Origin of the sequence: Rheinheimera soli (assembly GCF_021290985.1) — a bacterium.
GTDB classification, from domain to species: Bacteria; Pseudomonadota; Gammaproteobacteria; order Enterobacterales; family Alteromonadaceae; genus Pararheinheimera; species Pararheinheimera soli.
Window position 1 is genome coordinate 123907 of record NZ_JAJOYU010000001.1, and the last position, 17786, is coordinate 141692.

General features: G+C 47.3%; 14 protein-coding genes. 6 read left to right on the forward strand and 8 right to left on the reverse strand.

Annotated features, from left to right (window positions below; translation table 11 throughout):
* Positions 1-102 precede the first annotated feature (102 nt).
* From rluB to rnm, 5 genes are all read right to left on the reverse strand, one after another.
* Positions 103-1044, reverse strand: coding sequence for a 23S rRNA pseudouridine(2605) synthase RluB (gene rluB, locus LSG37_RS00590; protein ID WP_233077923.1), 942 nt, complete (start codon positions 1042-1044; stop codon positions 103-105).
* 3 nt (positions 1045-1047) lie between these two features.
* Positions 1048-1629, reverse strand: a complete 582-nt coding sequence (gene scpB, locus LSG37_RS00595) for an SMC-Scp complex subunit ScpB (protein ID WP_233008962.1) — start codon at positions 1627-1629, stop codon at positions 1048-1050.
* A 38-nt stretch (positions 1630-1667) separates the two neighbouring features.
* A complete protein-coding gene (locus tag LSG37_RS00600) occupies positions 1668-2489 on the reverse strand; it encodes a segregation and condensation protein A (RefSeq protein WP_233077924.1) in 822 nt (273 codons plus the stop codon).
* 11 nt (positions 2490-2500) lie between these two features.
* Positions 2501-3121 carry an L-threonylcarbamoyladenylate synthase gene (locus tag LSG37_RS00605; protein WP_233077925.1) on the reverse strand — a complete coding sequence of 207 codons (621 nt, stop codon included), beginning with the start codon at positions 3119-3121 and terminating at the stop codon, positions 2501-2503.
* A gap of 69 nt (positions 3122-3190) precedes the next feature.
* Positions 3191-4054, reverse strand: coding sequence for an RNase RNM (rnm, locus tag LSG37_RS00610; protein ID WP_233077926.1), 864 nt, complete (start codon positions 4052-4054; stop codon positions 3191-3193).
* Between the two features lie 521 nt (positions 4055-4575).
* On the opposite strand from rnm, the gene LSG37_RS00615 reads away from it, so the two are divergent.
* Genes LSG37_RS00615 through trpA form a run of 6 tightly spaced genes read left to right on the forward strand, consistent with a single transcriptional unit; the run spans position 4576 to position 11185 of the window.
* On the forward strand, positions 4576-6156 hold the full coding sequence (locus LSG37_RS00615; RefSeq protein ID WP_233077927.1) for an anthranilate synthase component 1: 1581 nt from the start codon (positions 4576-4578) through the stop codon (positions 6154-6156).
* Positions 6153-6761, forward strand: a complete 609-nt coding sequence (locus tag LSG37_RS00620) for an aminodeoxychorismate/anthranilate synthase component II (protein ID WP_233077928.1) — start codon at positions 6153-6155, stop codon at positions 6759-6761. Before LSG37_RS00615 ends, LSG37_RS00620 begins: the two co-directional genes overlap by 4 nt.
* Positions 6758-7789 carry an anthranilate phosphoribosyltransferase gene (gene trpD, locus LSG37_RS00625; protein WP_233077929.1) on the forward strand — a complete coding sequence of 344 codons (1032 nt, stop codon included), beginning with the start codon at positions 6758-6760 and terminating at the stop codon, positions 7787-7789. Before LSG37_RS00620 ends, trpD begins: the two co-directional genes overlap by 4 nt.
* Entirely contained in the window at positions 7782-9164 is a 1383-nt protein-coding gene (gene trpCF / locus LSG37_RS00630; protein WP_233077930.1) for a bifunctional indole-3-glycerol-phosphate synthase TrpC/phosphoribosylanthranilate isomerase TrpF, read from the forward strand. The genes trpD and trpCF overlap by 8 nt, the downstream gene beginning before the upstream one ends.
* Entirely contained in the window at positions 9157-10374 is a 1218-nt protein-coding gene (gene trpB / locus LSG37_RS00635) for a tryptophan synthase subunit beta (protein WP_233008954.1), read from the forward strand. The genes trpCF and trpB overlap by 8 nt, the downstream gene beginning before the upstream one ends.
* Before the next feature lie 10 nt (positions 10375-10384).
* Positions 10385-11185 (forward strand): tryptophan synthase subunit alpha, encoded by an 801-nt coding sequence (gene trpA, locus LSG37_RS00640; protein ID WP_233077931.1) that lies wholly within the window; start codon positions 10385-10387, stop codon positions 11183-11185.
* A gap of 59 nt (positions 11186-11244) precedes the next feature.
* On the opposite strand, the gene LSG37_RS00645 is transcribed toward trpA, so the two are convergent.
* The 3 genes from LSG37_RS00645 to LSG37_RS00655 all read right to left on the reverse strand — a co-directional run bounded on the left by LSG37_RS00645 (position 11245) and on the right by LSG37_RS00655 (position 17783).
* A complete protein-coding gene (locus LSG37_RS00645) occupies positions 11245-12666 on the reverse strand; it encodes a mannose-1-phosphate guanylyltransferase/mannose-6-phosphate isomerase (protein WP_233077932.1) in 1422 nt (473 codons plus the stop codon).
* Between the two features lie 124 nt (positions 12667-12790).
* Positions 12791-14563 (reverse strand): M14 family metallopeptidase, encoded by a 1773-nt coding sequence (locus LSG37_RS00650; protein WP_233077933.1) that lies wholly within the window; start codon positions 14561-14563, stop codon positions 12791-12793.
* A gap of 154 nt (positions 14564-14717) precedes the next feature.
* Positions 14718-17783 (reverse strand): efflux RND transporter permease subunit, encoded by a 3066-nt coding sequence (locus LSG37_RS00655; protein WP_233077934.1) that lies wholly within the window; start codon positions 17781-17783, stop codon positions 14718-14720.
* Positions 17784-17786: the final 3 nt, after the last annotated feature.

The window sequence follows — 17786 nt, forward strand, 5'->3', positions numbered from 1 at the left end:
GTCATTTTGATGTCCGACCAGATAAATTAATGCTAACTGAATGAAATAAAGCAGAATTTAGTTTGGGTCAGAGTGTTTGCTCTGACCCAAAACAGGACTGGATTAGATGCGGGTACGTTTTTTCTGAGTTTGTTTTGGCTTTTTCGCTTTGGCTTTTTCTGCTGCCGCTGCTTTTTCTGCTCTCACCACTTCAGGTTTAACACCCGACTGCACCATGATTTGATGCTTACGTACTGCACGCTTAATGCCTGCCATACGGCGACGACGTTCGTCGCGGTCTTCCGGTTTCATTAAACTTTCAGTTTCAGCCGATAAATGCACCAGCTTACGTAAGTAGTTCACATCTTCCAGCGGATATTCGGCATAACCACCGGCGGGTAAATGTTTAGGCAATAACAAATCACCGTAACGAATACGAATTAAGCGGCTCACTACAGCGCCTTGTGATTCCCACATACGGCGAACTTCACGGTTACGACCTTCAGTCAACACCACATGGAACCAGCGGTTAATGCCTTCACCGCCCATAGCTTTAATTTTTTTGAAGTTGGCTTTACCATCTTCCAGCTCCACGCCTAAACGTAGTTTCTGGATCATTGCATCGTTGACATCACCAAATACCCGTACCGCATATTCACGTTCTACTTCAAACTTCGGATGCATTAAACGGTTGGCCATTTCACCATCTGTGGTGAACAGCAATAAACCGCTGGTATTGATATCTAAACGGCCAATGGCAATCCAGCGTGAGTCTTTAATTTTTGGCAGGCGGTCAAATACAGTAGGACGACCTTCAGGGTCGATACGCGAACAAATTTCGCCTTCCGGTTTGTGATAAGCAATAACGCGGCATACCTGTTCAGCTTCAGCTGCAATTTTGACCGGATGGCCGTCGACCCGCACTTGTTGATTTGCATTAATACGGTCGCCTAATGACGCCACTTTGCCATCCACAGTCACACGTCCAGCACTGATGTATTCTTCCATCTCGCGGCGGGATCCAACACCGGATCGCGCCAGCACTTTCTGTAGTTTTTCACTCATGATTTAATGTATCTCTTCAGTCATCACGACTGGGTTAAAAAAATCCGGCGTTGCTTGAAACTCGGCCAGAGCAGGTAAATCGCTTAAATCCTTTAAGCCAAAATAATCTAAAAATGTCGGCGTCGTGGCATACAAACCAGGACGACCAGGTACTTCTTTATGCCCTACCACTTTGACCCAACCACGGTCGAGCAAAGTACGCATAATCTGACTGCTAACCGTTACCCCCCGCACTTCTTCAATTTCGCCGCGGGTAATAGGTTGACGATAAGCAATCAAGGCCAAAGTCTCCAGCACGGCACGGGAATAACGTGGCGAACGTTCTGGCCAGAGTAACGCCAGGTATTCACTTAAATCAGCACGGGTCTGAAACCGAAAACCAGAGGCCGTTTCAATCAACTGAATACCCCGGCCTAAATAATCCTGCTGCAACTGCGCTAAAGCCTGCTGCAGACGTTTTCGGGTTAACTCAAAACTTTCCAGCACAGTACTTTGTAAGTCATTCACAGACAAAGGTTTATCAGAGGCGAAAATAGCGGCTTCGACTAACTGCAGCAGTTGTTGCTCGTTAATTTTTTTCGCCATGCCTGCTCCTTAGTCTGTAGCTTCAAATACGCTGGCCATTATGCCAATTTCACGTGGATCTGACCATAAGCTTCTACCTGAATGACTTGGATCAGCTTTTCTTTCACCAGCTCCAAAATAGCCAAAAAGCTCACCACCACACCCTGCCGTCCTTCTGATAACTCAAAACACTCGGCAAACTCAAGGTAGTCGGAGCGGCCTTTGAGCAACTCCAGAATTTTGCTCATGCGCTCGCGGGTGGATAAATGCTCTTTTTTAATTTGGTGATGCTGAAAATCTTTGGCGCGTTTGGCTATGTCTTTCAGTGCCAACAAAATCTCCTGCAACGACACTTCAGGCAAAATCACATAAGGTTCGAAGTTATCGTCCAAACCCGCTTTGGCAGGAAAATAATCCCGCTCCTGGCGTGGCAATAAATCCACGTCAGTGGCTGCTTTTCGGATAATTTCGTATTCCTGCAACCGCCTGACTAAATCAGCTCTGGGGTCGGTTTCGTCATCCGATTTATGGTCGTGCTGCGGCAGTAATAAACGCGATTTAATCTCCGCCAGCATAGCGGCCATTAACAAATACTCTGCTGCCAGTTCAAAGTTCATATCCTGCATTAAATCAATGTACTCCATATACTGCAGGGTGATTTCGTTGATGGGCAAATCGACAATATCAAAGCGGTGACGACGAATTAAATACAAAAGAAAATCGAGCGGGCCTTCAAAACTTTCCAGCAATACCGACAGTGCTTCAGGCGGAATATACAAATCTTCCGGCTTATCCAGCACAGCTTCGCCGCGAACAAAAGCCAGCGGCAAAGGCTGCTGTATCGTCAGGCTGGCAAAGCTGTCGGCGAGTGGCTCAGACATTATGCTTGAACTCAGACAAAGGCACTGCTATCGCCTGCACCTTGACGTATCACTACGGGATTATCCTCTGATAAATCAATCACTGTCGTGTGGTTTTCAGCTATCACGCCACCGTGAATAATTAAATCCACCTGACGTTCTAATTGATCACGCATTTCTTCCGGATCCGATTCAGCAAAGTCATTGCCAGGCAACACTAAGGAACTCGACATCAAAGGTTCACCCAGCTCTTCTAACAGCGCCAGCGCAATTTTGTTTTGCGGAATACGTAAACCTACGGTCTTTTTCTTTTCATTGAGCAAACGCTTAGGGACTTCTTTAGTGCCTTTTAAAATAAAAGTGTAAGCACCAGGCGTATGGTTTTTGATTAAGCGAAAGGCGCTGTTTTCTACCTTGGCATACACAGACAACTCAGAAAAATCGCGGCACATCAGGGTAAAGTGATGCTCAGCGCTCATCTGACGGATTTGTAAAATACGCTCAAGCGCCGCTTTATCACCTATATGACAACCCAGCGCATAACCTGAATCTGTAGGGTAAATCACCACCCCACCTTGCTGAATAATATGCACAGCCTGTTTAATTAAACGTTGCTGTGGATTCTCAGGATGAACATAAAAAAACTGGCTCATAAAACTCTTCTTATTCTCTGCACTTCTAACTAAAGTATGTTTAAGAAATAGCAATAAATTTGTTAAAAATCAAGATGAAAGCTGTGCTGATTCAGGCTGTGGCAAGGGCCAGTCATGCCATACAGGAGTGACATCGTCGGTAAAATACAATTGACGCCCCAGCTCATTCCATGGCGTTTCCTGATGAAAATCAGAACCAGCCGACGCCGTTAAACCAAACTTCTGACACAGCATCCAAACCTGACGTTTTTGCACCGGAGTCATTTGAGCAGACGCCACTTCCATGGCTTTGCCACCAGCAGCAGAAAACTCTTCAGCTAAACGGGTGAGCCAACGGCCATTCAGTTTGTATTTCAGCGGATGCGCCAGCACCGGAGTACCACCTGCAGCTAAAATCCACTGCACAGCCTCCTGCATAGGCACCCAGTTGTTCGGCACATAACCTGTATTACCGCGGCTTAAGTACTTTTTAAATACTGTATTCATCGAGCTGGCTTTGCCAATCTGCACCAGATAACGGGCAAAGTGAGTGCGGGTTAAAGCTGCGCCATTGGCAATTTTTAATACATTTTCCAGCACGTCCGGTATTTTGTTTTTCTCAAGACGACGCGCCATCTCTTCGGCCCTTTCTACCCTGCGCTGCTGCTGAGCTGCTAAATGCTGTAAAAACTCCGGACAATCGGTATTGATATGTAAACCAACAATATGAATTTCAAACTCGTACCAACTGGTCGAGATTTCCACACCGGGGATCAAGGTTAAAGGCAGCTTTTTTTCAGCAATAGCGGCGCGGGCTTCAGCCAGGCCAGCAATAGTGTCGTGATCGGTAATAGCAAGCACATCCACGCCCTTGCTGACGGCACGCTCAACCAGTTCGGTTGGGCTTAATACACCATCTGAGCAATAAGTGTGGCTGTGTAAATCAATTTTCATGAGAAGGCTGCCTGAATAAACGGTCGTCATTGTGCCACAAAAGCGCTGGCTGAGCTTGGGTTTCTGCAGCGCTACACCAAGGTGCTTTTTAGCCATCTATCCGCTTATACGTATTTTTTTGCACTTATAACTAAACAACTCTTGACGGCCATTTGATTTCAGGGTTTTATAGAGGCGTTTTCAGAGCGACTCACTTCCGAGTTGCTGACTAACAACGGATTTATAGCCAATGCAATTTCAGACAACAACTCAAACTCACATTTGGTGGTGGCATACTCCTTAACGGGCGTGTGGAGGCGTTGTATTCGCTATAAAACCAGGCCCGTTTCGAAAGATACGGGCCTTTTCGTTTTTTAAGCTTTGTAGAAATTTAAATACAGGAAAAATCATAATGAATTCTCAAGTAACACGTTGGCACTGGTGGCGACTTCCTGTTTAGCGGGCCGGACAACTATTGTCCGAATACAGCCAAAAAGCCCGCTTGATGCGGGCTTTTTTATTTGAAATTTTTAGGGAAAACCATGAATTTACAGCAAATAACTACCACCACAGGGCAAGTGGCCAGTTTCAGTCAAACCCTGAGCATTCAGCCTGATCCGCTGCAAAGCTTCAGAGCTTTAACCAGTCAGGGCCAAATGGCGTTGTTACTTGAATCGGCAGAAATAGACAGTAAAAACAGTTTAAAAAGCCTGATGCTGATTGATGCTGCTCTGCGTATTGAATGCAATGCGTTGCAGGTGCAGATTGAAGCCTTAACCGACAACGGTAAAACCCTGCTGCCTTATCTGGCGTCTTTGCTGCAAGGCAAAGCAGAACTTGATTTGTCATCCAACCAACTCAAAGTAGAGTTTGCCAAAGCCGATTCACTGCTTGATGAAGAAAGCCGCTTATTGCTGCCTAACTCACTGACTGTTTTGCGTTTACTGCAACAACAGCTGCAGAACAATAGTGACGAGCCACTAGCCGTTTTTTTAGGTGGTGTTATTGGTTACGACTTAGTGGCCATGGTGGAAGACTTACCCCAGGTGCCTAGCGCTGAAAACCAATGTCCTGACTACCTGTTTTATCTAGCTGAAACTTTGTTAGTGGTCGATCATCAGGCCGGCAATAGCCGTCTGATTGGCAATGTATTTTGTGGCACTCAAGCCCAGCAGCAGTATTTTGTTATAGGTCAGCGTTTATCAGAGCTGCAGCAGTTATTGCAGCAATCAACTGATACAACAACAGCAACAGAGCCAGCAGCCAAAGCTGAAGTCAAAGTCGATATCAGCGACGCCGACTTTGTCGCCCAGGTCGAAGCACTGAAACACAATATAGTGGCAGGGGATGTATTTCAGGTGGTGCCATCACGCTGTTTCAGCCTGCCCTGCCCTGATCCACAAGCGGCTTACGCCAAACTGAAACAACAAAATCCCAGCCCTTATATGTTTTACCTGCAGGACAGAAATTTCAGCCTGTTTGGCGCTTCTCCTGAGTCGGCTTTGAAATATGAAGCAAAAACAGCACAAGTAGAGATTTATCCTATAGCAGGCACCCGCCGTCGTGGTTTTGCCGCCAATGGCAGTATTGACCGCGACTTAGACAGCCGCATTGAGCTGGAACTGCGTCAGGACGAAAAAGAGAAAGCCGAACATTTAATGTTGGTCGATTTAGCCCGTAACGACGTAGCCCGTATCAGTGTGCCAGGCAGTCGTTATGTCAAAGAACTGCTGAAAGTCGACCGTTACTCTTATGTCATGCATTTAGTCTCCCGTGTCGTTGGTACTTTAAAACCAGAACTGGACGCTTTGCATGCCTATCAGGCCTGTATGAATATGGGCACTTTAGTAGGGGCGCCTAAAGTGCGTGCAGCTGAGCTTATTCGTGGTGTCGAGAAAAAACGCCGTGGCAGTTATGGTGGCGCTGTAGGTTATTTGGCAGGCAATGGTGATTTTGACAGCTGCATCGTCATCCGTTCGGCTTATGTGCAAAACGGCATGGCTTATATTCAGGCCGGCGCTGGTGTGGTGTACGACAGCGTAGCGCAAGCCGAAGCGGACGAAACCCGCAGCAAAGCTCAGGCTGTGATTAACGCTATTCAATCTGCAGGAGCTGCTGTATGAGCGTTGTATATCTGTTAGATAACTTAGATTCCTTCAGCTACAACCTGGTGGATGAAGTGGCGCAATTAGGTTTTAGCTTAAAGCTGTACCGCAATACTGTGCCTGCTGCTTATATCTTTGAAAAAATGCAGCAGGAACACCAGCCTGTAGTGTTGTTATTATCACCAGGCCCAGGCGCACCTGCACAAGCAGGCTCAATGCCAGAGCTTATCGCACTTTGCGCTGGCAAATTCCCTATGCTGGGGATTTGTTTAGGCCATCAGGCGCTGGTTGAACATTATGGCGGTGTGGTTGGTCGGGCTGGTGAAACAGTCCATGGTAAAACCTCTATTATTGAACTGAGTGATCATCCAGTGTTTGGCGCTTTACCTAAACAATTCCCTGTGGCGCGTTATCACTCTTTAATGGCGACTGAAGTCCCCAATTCATTGCAAGTCATAGCCGCCTATCAACATATTCCTATGGCGATAGTGCATGAAGAGCACAAAGCTTTGGGCTATCAATTCCACCCTGAGTCTATTCTGACCACCTTAGGTAAGCCTCTGCTAAAACAAAGCCTGGACTACTTAATGAAAAGCCCAATGAGCTTGGGAGCAACAGCATGAGTCAGTCAATTTTAGAATTAGTGCAAAAAAGCCTGAAAGGTGAAGCTTTGTCCTTTGAGCAAAGCCATGCTTTTTTTAGCGCCGTTGTGCAAGGTGAAGTGGAACCTGTATTGCTGACAGCGCTTTTGGTGGCGCTGAAAATGCGTGGCGAAACAGCGGATGAAATTGCCGGCGCTGCCGCTGCTATGCGCGCCGCCGCTACTGAATTTCCGGCTAGTGTTGCTGGCGCTATAGATTGTTGTGGCACAGGCGGTGACGGCTCCAACACCATTAATATTTCCAGCACTGCAGCTCTTGTGGCAGCCAGTATGGGATTGCCAGTGGCCAAACATGGCAACAGAAGCGTATCCTCTCAGTCCGGTTCAGCCGACTTGCTGGAACAATTGGGCATTCATATTCAAATGAGCCCGGCAACAGCAGCCAATACCTTAAGTCAGTGCAACAGCAGCTTCTTATTTGCGCCTTTGTATCATGCGGGCATTAAGCATGCGATGCCAGTGCGCACAGCATTAAAAAGCCGCACCATTTTTAACTTATTAGGGCCACTGATTAATCCGGCTAAACCTGATTATCAGTTGCTAGGTGTCTATGATCCGGCCTTAACACCAGTGATGGCAGAAGCGCTGCAGCAATTAGGTGTAAAAGCCGCCTGGGTCGTACATGGCAGTGGTTGTGATGAAATAGCTTTGCATGGCGTGACTAACGTCAGCGCCGTGACCAGCACAGGCGCTATTGAACACTTTGAACTGACGCCTGCTGATTTTGGTTTGCCTTCGGTAAGCTTGTCCGAGCTTGCCGGGGGAAACCCTACACAAAATGCAGCAGCCACTTTGGCGATTTTACAAGGCACTGGTCAAACAGCGCACAATCAAGCTGTGGCGGCGAATGTAGCGGCAATGCTGTATATCAGTGGCGCTGATAAAGAGCGCAAAGATCTAAAACAGCTCACCCAATCTGTGCTTGAGCATTTAGCTTCAGGCCAGGCTTTTTCGACATTGACGCAGTTAAGGAAACTTAGTCATGGCTAATGTGTTAACCACTATTATCGATCACAAAAAACTGGAAGTGGCAGAGCGCAAGCAAAAGCTGCCACTGGCGCAGTTTCAGCAGTTGGTGCAACCCAGCCAGCGTAATTTCTTAAAAGCGCTGCAACAAAAAGGCCCACGCTTTATTCTGGAATGCAAAAAGGCGTCGCCTTCAAAAGGCTTAATTCGCAGCCCTTTTGATTTAGAAGAAATTTGTGCTGCTTATGGTCAATATGCCGACTGTATTTCTGTGCTGACCGACGAGAAGTTTTTTCAGGGCAGTTACGATTATCTGGCAAAAGTCAGAGCCAAAGTAAATCAACCGCTGCTGCATAAAGACTTTATTATCGACGCCTATCAGATTTACCTTGGCCGCCTGCAAGGTTCGGACGCCGTGCTTTTGATGTTATCTGTGCTGAATGATCTGGAGTATCTGGAACTGGCAAAGGTTGCGAAAAGCTTAAACCTGACGATACTGACCGAAGTCAGCAACGAAGCCGAAACCTTAAGGGCTGTAGCTTTAGGTGCTGAACTGATTGGTATCAATAACCGCGACTTACGTACTTTGGATACCAACTTAGAAACCAGTTTCAAGCTGGCTCGCCTGATCCCTGATGGTATTACTATCGTATCCGAATCAGGCATTTACAGCTCGCAGCAGGTTCGGCAACTGGCCAAAGTGGCAGATGCGTATCTGGTGGGCAGCTCGTTAATGGCACAGCACGACTTAGCCAATGCCTGTCGCTCGCTTATTCGGGGCGAACATAAAGTCTGTGGTTTAACGCGAGCCGAAGACAGTAAAGCTGTATACGCCGCGGGTGCTTATTTTGGCGGTCTGATTTTTTATCCTAAATCACCACGTTTTGTCACAGTCGAACAAGCCAAAGCTGTGCAACAAGGCGCACCAGCTCTGCATTATGTCGGTGTTTTTGTTGATGAAGCCGTAGAGACAGTGGCAGCGACAGCACGGGATTTAAAACTGGCCGCAGTGCAATTGCACGGCGAGGAATCTGACCTGTATTTACAAAAGTTACGGCCTTTGTTGCCAAAAACTACAGAAATATGGAAAGCCTACCGTGTGCAACACAAACTGCCAGAGCTGAGCCGTTATGCCGACCGTTATTTGTTGGACGCTTATCATCCAGAGCAGGCCGGCGGCACAGGCCAACAATTTGACTGGCAATTATTAGACGAGCAACTGCTCAACAAAAAGGTGATGCTGGCTGGGGGGTTAAGCCCGGACAATGTCATTGCAGCACTTAAACATCAGGTACTGGCCGTTGACCTAAATTCAGGCCTCGAATCCGCTCCCGGCATCAAAGATGCGGGCAAAATTCAACACGCTTTTGTGAACATCAGAGAATTCAGTCATGACTAAACTCAATTTAAACCCCTATTTTGGCGATTTTGGTGGCATGTTTGTACCTGAATTGCTGGTACCTGCTTTAGTGCAATTAGAGCAGGCTTTTGTTGATGCACAACAGGATCCAGCTTTTATTGCAGAGTTTCAGGCCTTGTTAAAAGACTATGCAGGTCGCCCTACCCCTTTGACTTTATGCCGCAACGTGTCGCCTAATCCACTGGCAAAAATTTACTTAAAACGTGAAGACTTATTGCACGGTGGCGCACATAAAACTAATCAGGTGTTGGGTCAGGCATTACTGGCAAAACGTATGGGCAAAAAAGATATTATTGCTGAAACCGGTGCAGGTCAGCATGGTGTGGCCACAGCACTCGCCTGCGCTTTATTGGGCCTGAACTGCAAAATTTATATGGGCGCTAAAGATATTGACCGTCAGCAACCGAACGTGTTTCGTATGAAGCTGATGGGCGCTACTGTTATTCCGGTCACAGCAGGTTCAGGCACCTTAAAAGATGCAGTCAATGAAGCCATGCGCGACTGGTCAGGTAGTTATGCCACCAGCCATTATTTATTAGGTACTGCGGCTGGCCCTCACCCATTCCCAACCATAGTGCGCGAATTTCAGAAAATGATTGGTGAAGAAGCCAAACAACAAATCCTTGAAGCTGAAGGTAAATTACCGGACGCAGTGCTGGCTTGTGTCGGCGGTGGTTCCAACGCTATTGGGATGTTCGCCGATTTCATTAAAGAAGAAGGCGTACGTTTAATTGGTATTGAGCCTGGTGGTATGGGTATTGAAACCCATCAGCACGGCGCGGCCTTAAGCACAGGCAGCTTTGGTATTTTGCACGGCGCTTATACCGCCATTATGCAAACCAAAGATGGCCAGATTGAAGAGTCGTATTCTGTATCTGCAGGTTTAGATTACCCGGCCGTTGGACCACAACATACTTATCTGCAAAGCATTGGCCGCGCTGAATATGTGGCTATTAACGACGACGAAGCCTTAGCCGCTTTCCAGCATCTGGCCAAATCTGAAGGTATTATCCCGGCACTTGAAAGCTCACATGCCTTAGCTCACGCACTAAAAATGGCAGCTGCAGCCACTGAACCGCTGGTGCTTTTAGTCAACTTATCCGGTCGTGGTGACAAAGATTTAAACCACGTTTATTCCATTATTGGCGAAGCCCATATCAAACCAAACAACATGGCAGAGCGCAGCTAAGGAGATTTTTATGCAACGTTATCAGCAGTTATTCAGCCGCCTTGCCGCCAAAAACCAAGGCGCTTTTGTACCTTTCGTCACTATGGGCGATCCTGGTCTTGAGCTGTCTTTTGACATTATCAAAACCTTGATAGATGCAGGCGCCGACGCTTTGGAGCTGGGTATTCCGTTCTCCGACCCCATAGCCGACGGCCCTGTGATCCAAAACGCCAATATCCGCGCTTTGGCCGCAGGTGTGACTCCAGCCCAGTGTTTTGAGCTGATTGGCCGTATTCGTCAGTACAACAAAGACATTCCTATTGGCTTGTTGCTGTATAGCAATCTGGTGATGGCACGTGGTATCGATAATTTTTATCAACAAGCACAACAAGCGGGTGTCGATTCCATTCTGATTGCCGACGTGCCTTTGCATGAAAGCAAGTTATTCAGAAATGCGGCGATGAAACATGACATAGCGCCTATTTTTATTGCACCGCCGAATATCACAGACGAGAACTTACGTGAACTGGCCTCCTATGGCCGTGGTTATACCTACCTGTTGAGCCGAGCCGGTGTGACAGGCACAGAAACTCAGGCCACTATGCCCGCCAGCACCCTGATTAATCAGCTCAAAGAATACAACGCAGCCCCTACGCTTTTGGGTTTTGGCATCTCCAAACCTGAACATGTGAAGGCTGCGATTGAAAGCGGTGCAGCAGGCGCTATTTCAGGGTCGGCTATAGTGCAGATTATTGAAAAACATCAACATCAGCCTCAAACCTTGCTCAGCGAGCTGTCTGCTTTTGTCAGCGCGATGAAAGCTGCGACCTAATCCACAACACCGAGCAGGCCAGAATGAACTGAAAGTCGGGCGCTGGAATTCCAGCGCCATCAAACCCTGCCAAAACTGTCTTCGAAACGCACAATATCGTCCTCGCCTAAATAACTGCCAGACTGCACTTCGATCAATTCCAGTGACACTTTCCCCGGATTCTCCAGCGAATGCACAGCGGTCACTGGAATATAAACAGACTGATTTTCAGTCAGTAATTGCTCTTTCCCATCAATAGTGACTTTGGCAGTACCAGACACTATCACCCAATGTTCAGCCCTGTGGTGATGCATTTGAACCGACAGCTTGGCGCCGGGCTTTACACGAATACGCTTCACCTGAAAACGCGGCCCGCTGTCGATCAAATCATAGCTGCCCCAGGGCCGGTAGACTTCCCGGTGCAGATGCAGCTCAGAACGATTGGCCAGCGTCAGTTGGTTCAGCAACTCTTTCATATCCTGAGCATGATCTTTATGTGCTACCAAAACAGTATCTTTGGTATTGACAATCACTAAGTCTTTAACTCCGAGAGTCGCCACCATTTTGTCATCAGAATACACATATAAATCATGAGAATGATGGGTAAAAACGTCGCCACGCAGCACATTGTTCTGCTCGTCTTTGTCAGCCACTTGCCATAAAGCAGCAAAACCACCCACATCATTCCAACCAGCGTCCAAAGGCACCACCACCGCATCTTTGGTTTTTTCCATCACGGCATAATCAATAGAGTCTGCCGGGCAGCGGTGAAATGCATCCTGATCAATGCGGATAAAATCCAGGTCTTCCCTAAGTTGTGAGACAGCCTCCTGACAAGCCTGATAAATATCCGGTCTGTACTGATGTAGCTGTGCCAAATAACGCGATGCTTTAAACAAAAAGATACCGCTGTTCCAATAAAAATCACCACTGGCCAGATAACGTTCTGCGGTCTGAATATCAGGCTTTTCCACAAAAGCAGCGACCTGATAAGCAGGCGCAGCCTTTTCAGTTTCTGGCATCATATCGCCGCGGCGGATATAGCCATAAGCCGTTTCTGCATGCGTGGGCATCACACCAAAAGTGACTAATTGGTCATGATTGGCGAACGCTATGCCCTGCTCTACTGCGGCATGAAAAGCAGCAACATTGAGGATCAGATGATCAGCTGGCAACACCAACAACAGGGGGTCATCACCTTGTTGTTGGGCCATAAAAGCAGCCAGCGCAACAGCTGGCGCAGTATTTCGTGCGACGGGTTCAAGCAAAATAGTGGCATTGTGCAGTGCTAACTGCTTTAACTGCTCCGCTGTAATAAACCTGTTATCTTCATTACAAATAATCAGCGGCGGCTGATGAGATAAACCATGTAATCTCAGCAAGGTTTGCTGCAACATGCTTTGTTCGCCACACAGCGGAATAAATTGTTTTGGGTAATGGCTGCGCGACAAAGGCCATAGCCTGGTGCCACTTCCACCTGCAATCACAATAGGATAAATCATAAGAGCCTTTTCAGGGTTGTCGTCGACTGATGTCTCTGCGTTTTGTCTGGCAATTAAAAACGCGACTGTTGTTTGCCTTGCTCAATCAGTCGCGACTATATACGCAGCTTACAGGGTCATAGCCTTACTCAATCAACACTGGGTATTTCAGATAGTGTTGATCGTAGTATGGTAAGCGTTGATACAGCCATTGCAGTTTGGCTTGTGGATCAGCAGCCAACTTTTTATCCTGCTTCAGGGCTTCGTCAAATTCAGCTTTGAGTTTTTTATCCTGCTTCAGCGCAGTTTCAATCAACGGCACTATGGCGTAAGTTTCAAAATACTCTACCCGCTCAAACATACCCGGCATATAGCCCCAGCTGAATAACGAGTCTGGCGCCGTTGGCTCGAGCAAAGCGACAGCTAAAGCGCCCAGCGGTTGATCCGTACTGACCCGGACTGAACCCGCAGGTAAACGGATTTTTTGCCAGTTGCGGCTAAATTCCGCGGTTACGCCAAAACGACCTTCAAAAGGTTTGGTGGCAAATTGGTGTGAGGTTGCAGTCAACTGCTGTAACTGTAGGGTTTTAGCCGATTTTAAACTGGTAAATTGCACGCCATGCAAAGCCAGTTTGGCAATTACCTCCTGTTGCTCTGGTGGGATCCAGTAGGCTTTAGGCACATCAATTTCAGCGGCTGGCTCTTTTTCCCAGTACACAGGCAATTGTTCAAATATGACAGGCTTACCGGTCCAGGTTTGATAGCTAACCCCGGTGATTGGATCTTGTTTCTGTACAGCCTCAACGCCTTTAAAACGAATAAAGTCTGGTGTTTCACTGGCTTTCCAGCCTAAAACCTGGCGTTCTGTCCGTGCATTTTCATCGGCCTTTTTCGCCAGTTTCAGCACAGCACCTTGTTGTTGTAACAGTTTTAAACTCTGCTCCAATAACACATAAGTACCTAAAACCCGTTGCTTATAGGGTTTTAAACTGTGGTTTTCCACCAATACAGTGGGGATATGCCGGACATCACCGTACCCATTAGAAAAACGTGGACTAGAGGTAGAACCAGCCAAGCCTTTACTGAAATCTTTACTGTCATACGCAAACACCAAAGGGCCTGGAATATGACCGGCTTCATTTAACGCCTGATCCATAGCAGGGCGGAATGTACTGGCCAGCCAACTGGCACTATTAGGGCTTAAAGCCGCAAAAGGCTCATTAAAACCAAAAGTAATATCGTACTGATAGTCCTCACCATCAGTCACATGCAGGTCCAGATATAAATCAGGTTGGTAACGGTTCAGCAATTTCAGTAATGCCTGCATCTCAGGCGCTTCCGCTTTCATGTAGTCGCGGTTTAAATTTAAGTTCTGCGCTGTAGCACGCCAACCCTGTAGTTCAGGGCCACGTTGATTCATTCGGTTGTGTTTGCCGCTGCGCTCATGACCATCGACCGAAAAAATAGGGATAAATAACAAATTTACTTCTTTTAATAAATCCGCCTTGTCGCCCTGAACTATGTCACGTAATAGCATCAGTCCAGCGTCTTTACCGTCAATTTCGCCACTATGAATACCAGCCTGAGCCAGTAGGACCGGCTTTTTATCCCGCCCTATCATGTCGGGATCTGTACCAGCTTTTACCAGATAAATCGCCCGGCCCTGTGGGCTTTGGCCTATCACTTCCAGCTTGACTGATGAGGTGCTTGCGGCCAGGCGTTCCAGATATTTGATGGTCGTTTCGTAGTCAGGTGTTTCCGACAGATCAGACACTTCTGCCGGAGTCACCCAGGGGTGCTGGGCTGGTTTAATCAAACTTAAACTGGCGCCTTGCCAGTCAGGCAAAGGCGGCAAATGGTCGGCAGCAGTAACAGAGAAGACAAAGCTGCACGCCAGAACAAGGGCGAGTTTTTTCATGCTAAACAGATCCGTTTCGGGGCTTTAATTCATATCGAACCAGTTTTTACCACTAACAGCCAACACAAGCCATAGCTAAGAACAGAAAAAAGGGGGCAGACAGATTGTTTGTGGTAAACAATCTGTCTGCCCCCATATTCATACCGCAAAACTATCAGTGTTCTGAAGGGATCCGATAAACAGAACAATACATCAAAGGTAAAAACAGTAAGGTCAGGATAGTACCAAAACCTAAACCAAACATAATCACCACCGCCATGCTGGCAAAGAAGTCATCAGTGACCAAAGGTAACATACCAAGGATAGTGGTAATGGCTCCCATGGACACAGGACGAACCCGGCTGACGGCGCTGTTAAATACGGCCTGATAAGGTGCTAAACCCTGAGTTAATTCCAGTTTGATCTGATCCAACAGCACTATGCCGTTTTTAACTAACATGCCCGATAAACTTAAAAAACCCAGCAGGGCTAAAAAGCCAAAAGGCACATTCACCACCAACAGGCCTAGCGTGACGCCAATCAATGCCATAGGTACACAAGCCCAAATTACCAGTGCATCCCGCATTGAACTGAACAGCAGCACAGTGATCACAAACATCACCAGATAACCCATAGGTAAGGAACTGAACAAGGCTTTTTGTGCTTTGTTTTGGGCTTCCAGCTCCCCTCCCCAGCTCAGGGTATAACCCGGAGGTAAAGGAATAGCTTCGATCTGAGGCTGTATTCTATGCAATAAAGCTGCGGCCGTATCATCACTTAAAATATTATGATCGGCCATCACAGTCAGGGTTCGTTTGCGATCGCGGCGCATAATTTGTGGATCTTCCCACTCCAGAGCAAAACTGCTGACTACCTGGCTGATCGGAATATAGCGGTTTAGCTTAGGACTGTAGACCTGCAGATCGGCCAACGCATCGACACTTTGCCGTTCTGAATCTGGCGCTCTGGTGATAATGGGCAATAAGTGAGTGCCATCACGGTAAATCCCCACAGTACGGCCATTGACATGAGTTAGTAGTACATCGTCAATATCCTGCTTGCTGATACCAACCCTGCGCGCCAAAGCTTCGTTAAACTGTGGCCGGATCACTTTGACTCTGTTACTCCAGTCATCACGTAAATTCCTGGTGCCTGCATCTTGCGCCAGAATAGCTTTGGCCTGCTCAGCCAATTGCCGCAGTACGTCAGGATCAGCGCCACTAAAACGAGCTTCCAATTTAGCCGCAGTTGATGGCCCTACATCTAAACGTTTTAATTTATGTTGTAAGCCAGGATGTTGCTCAGCAATATACTGGCTGAGATCGGCCATACGACCTGCCAGCAAGGATTTATCCTCTACCCTTACTATTAACTGGCTATAAGCGGCATAAAAACGTTCTGGCTGATAGGTCAGCATAAAACGGTCAGCACCACGGCCTGAAGTTAAAGTCACAGCTTCCACACCATCCAGACTTTTTAAATGCTGCACAACCTCTAGAGCTTCCAGGTCAGATTGGCGTACATCAGTACCAGCAGGTTGCCATAGATCAACCAGAAAAATCGGCGTGTTAGATGGAGGAAAGAATACCTGTTTTATTTTGGCAAAGCCCAAAACAGACAGGATCAACAGCAGGATCATCAAAGCATAACTTAAAAACCTGTACCGAAGTACGGCAGTTAAAGCCGCCTTGTAGCCGTCGAAAATAAAACCACGGTACAACTCTGGTTCCCCCTGCGCCTCGTCCGCATCAGCTTTCAGTTCTTCTTTAAAAAATAAGCTGGCGAAAAATGGGGTCAGGGTAATAGCGGTAATCCAGCTCAGCAGCAAACTAACTAATAACACCCAAAACAAACTACCAGCAAATTCCCCTGTGGCGTCACTGGATAAACCAATAGGCGCAAAAGCAGTAATAGCAATAATAGTTGCACCCAACAAAGGCCATTTGGTTTGTTTGACTATGGCGGAAGCCGACTGGCTGATGGTTAAGCGCCTTTGCATCCCAATCAAAATCCCTTCGGTAATGACAATGGCGTTATCCACCAGCATACCCAAAGCAATAATTAAGGCGCCAAGCGAGACGCGTTGCAGCTCAATTTGCATCTGCTGCATAAAAATAAAAGTGCCAAGTACCGTCAGCAGTAAAATAAGCCCTATCAGCAAACCACTGCGAAGTCCCATAAAAATCAACAGCACCACGATAACAATGACCACAGCTTCCAGCAGATTCAATACAAAACCACCGACTGAGGCTTCCACTTCAGCGGGCTGGTTATAAATGGTATTGATTTCCATGCCTACAGGCCGCGCATAGTCCAGTTCGGCCATACGTTGTGTCACTAAAGCGCCTATATCGACAACATTTACGCCTTTACTAAAGGAGACCCCCAGGGTCAGGGTGTTTTTACCATCAAACTTTAAAATCTGGCTCGGCACTTCCTGCACATCTTTGTAAACTTTGGCTACGTCTCCTAAATAAATCAGCTCTTTAGCGGCTGGGTTGCTGATAATCAGCTGCTCCAGTTCCTGCACCGACTGAAATTCGCCTGTTGGATGAATACGGATCCGATCTGGCCCTACCCGCAAAGCTCCAGCGTTGGATACGACATTCTGAGTTTGCAATAAACTGGCAATTTGTGTCGGCGGAATGCCTAAAGCAGTCAGACGAGAGCGGGAGATTTCGACCACAACTTGCTCTTGCTGGCGACCGCTGACAGAGACTTTGCCTACGCCCTCTACCAGCACCAGCTCACGGCGTAAAAAATCGACATAGTCGCGAATTTCTTCGTCTGAGTAACCATCACCGGTCACGGCATACAACATGCCATACACATCACCAAAATCGTCGTTTACCACCGGGCTCTGCACGCCGGGCGGCAGCTGTGGTTTTAAATCATTCACCTTACGGCGCAGTTCATCCCAAATTTGCTTCAGCTCTTTGGCACGATAAATCCCTTTCATCTCCACCATGATTTGTGAGGTACCAGTGGTAGAAATAGAGGTCACATGGTCGACATAAGGCAGTTGCTGGATAGCATTTTCAATAGGGTAACTGACTTCCTCTTCCACCTGTAAAGGTGAAGCACCTGGATAGGATGTAATGATCAAGGCTTGTTTGAGGGTAAACTGCGGATCTTCCAACCGGCCGAGGCCAAAATAAGCTATAGTGCCGCCTATCAGTAAAATAGCGGTCACCAGCCAGGACGAGGTTTTGTTTTTAATAAAATACTGAGCCACATCCATGAT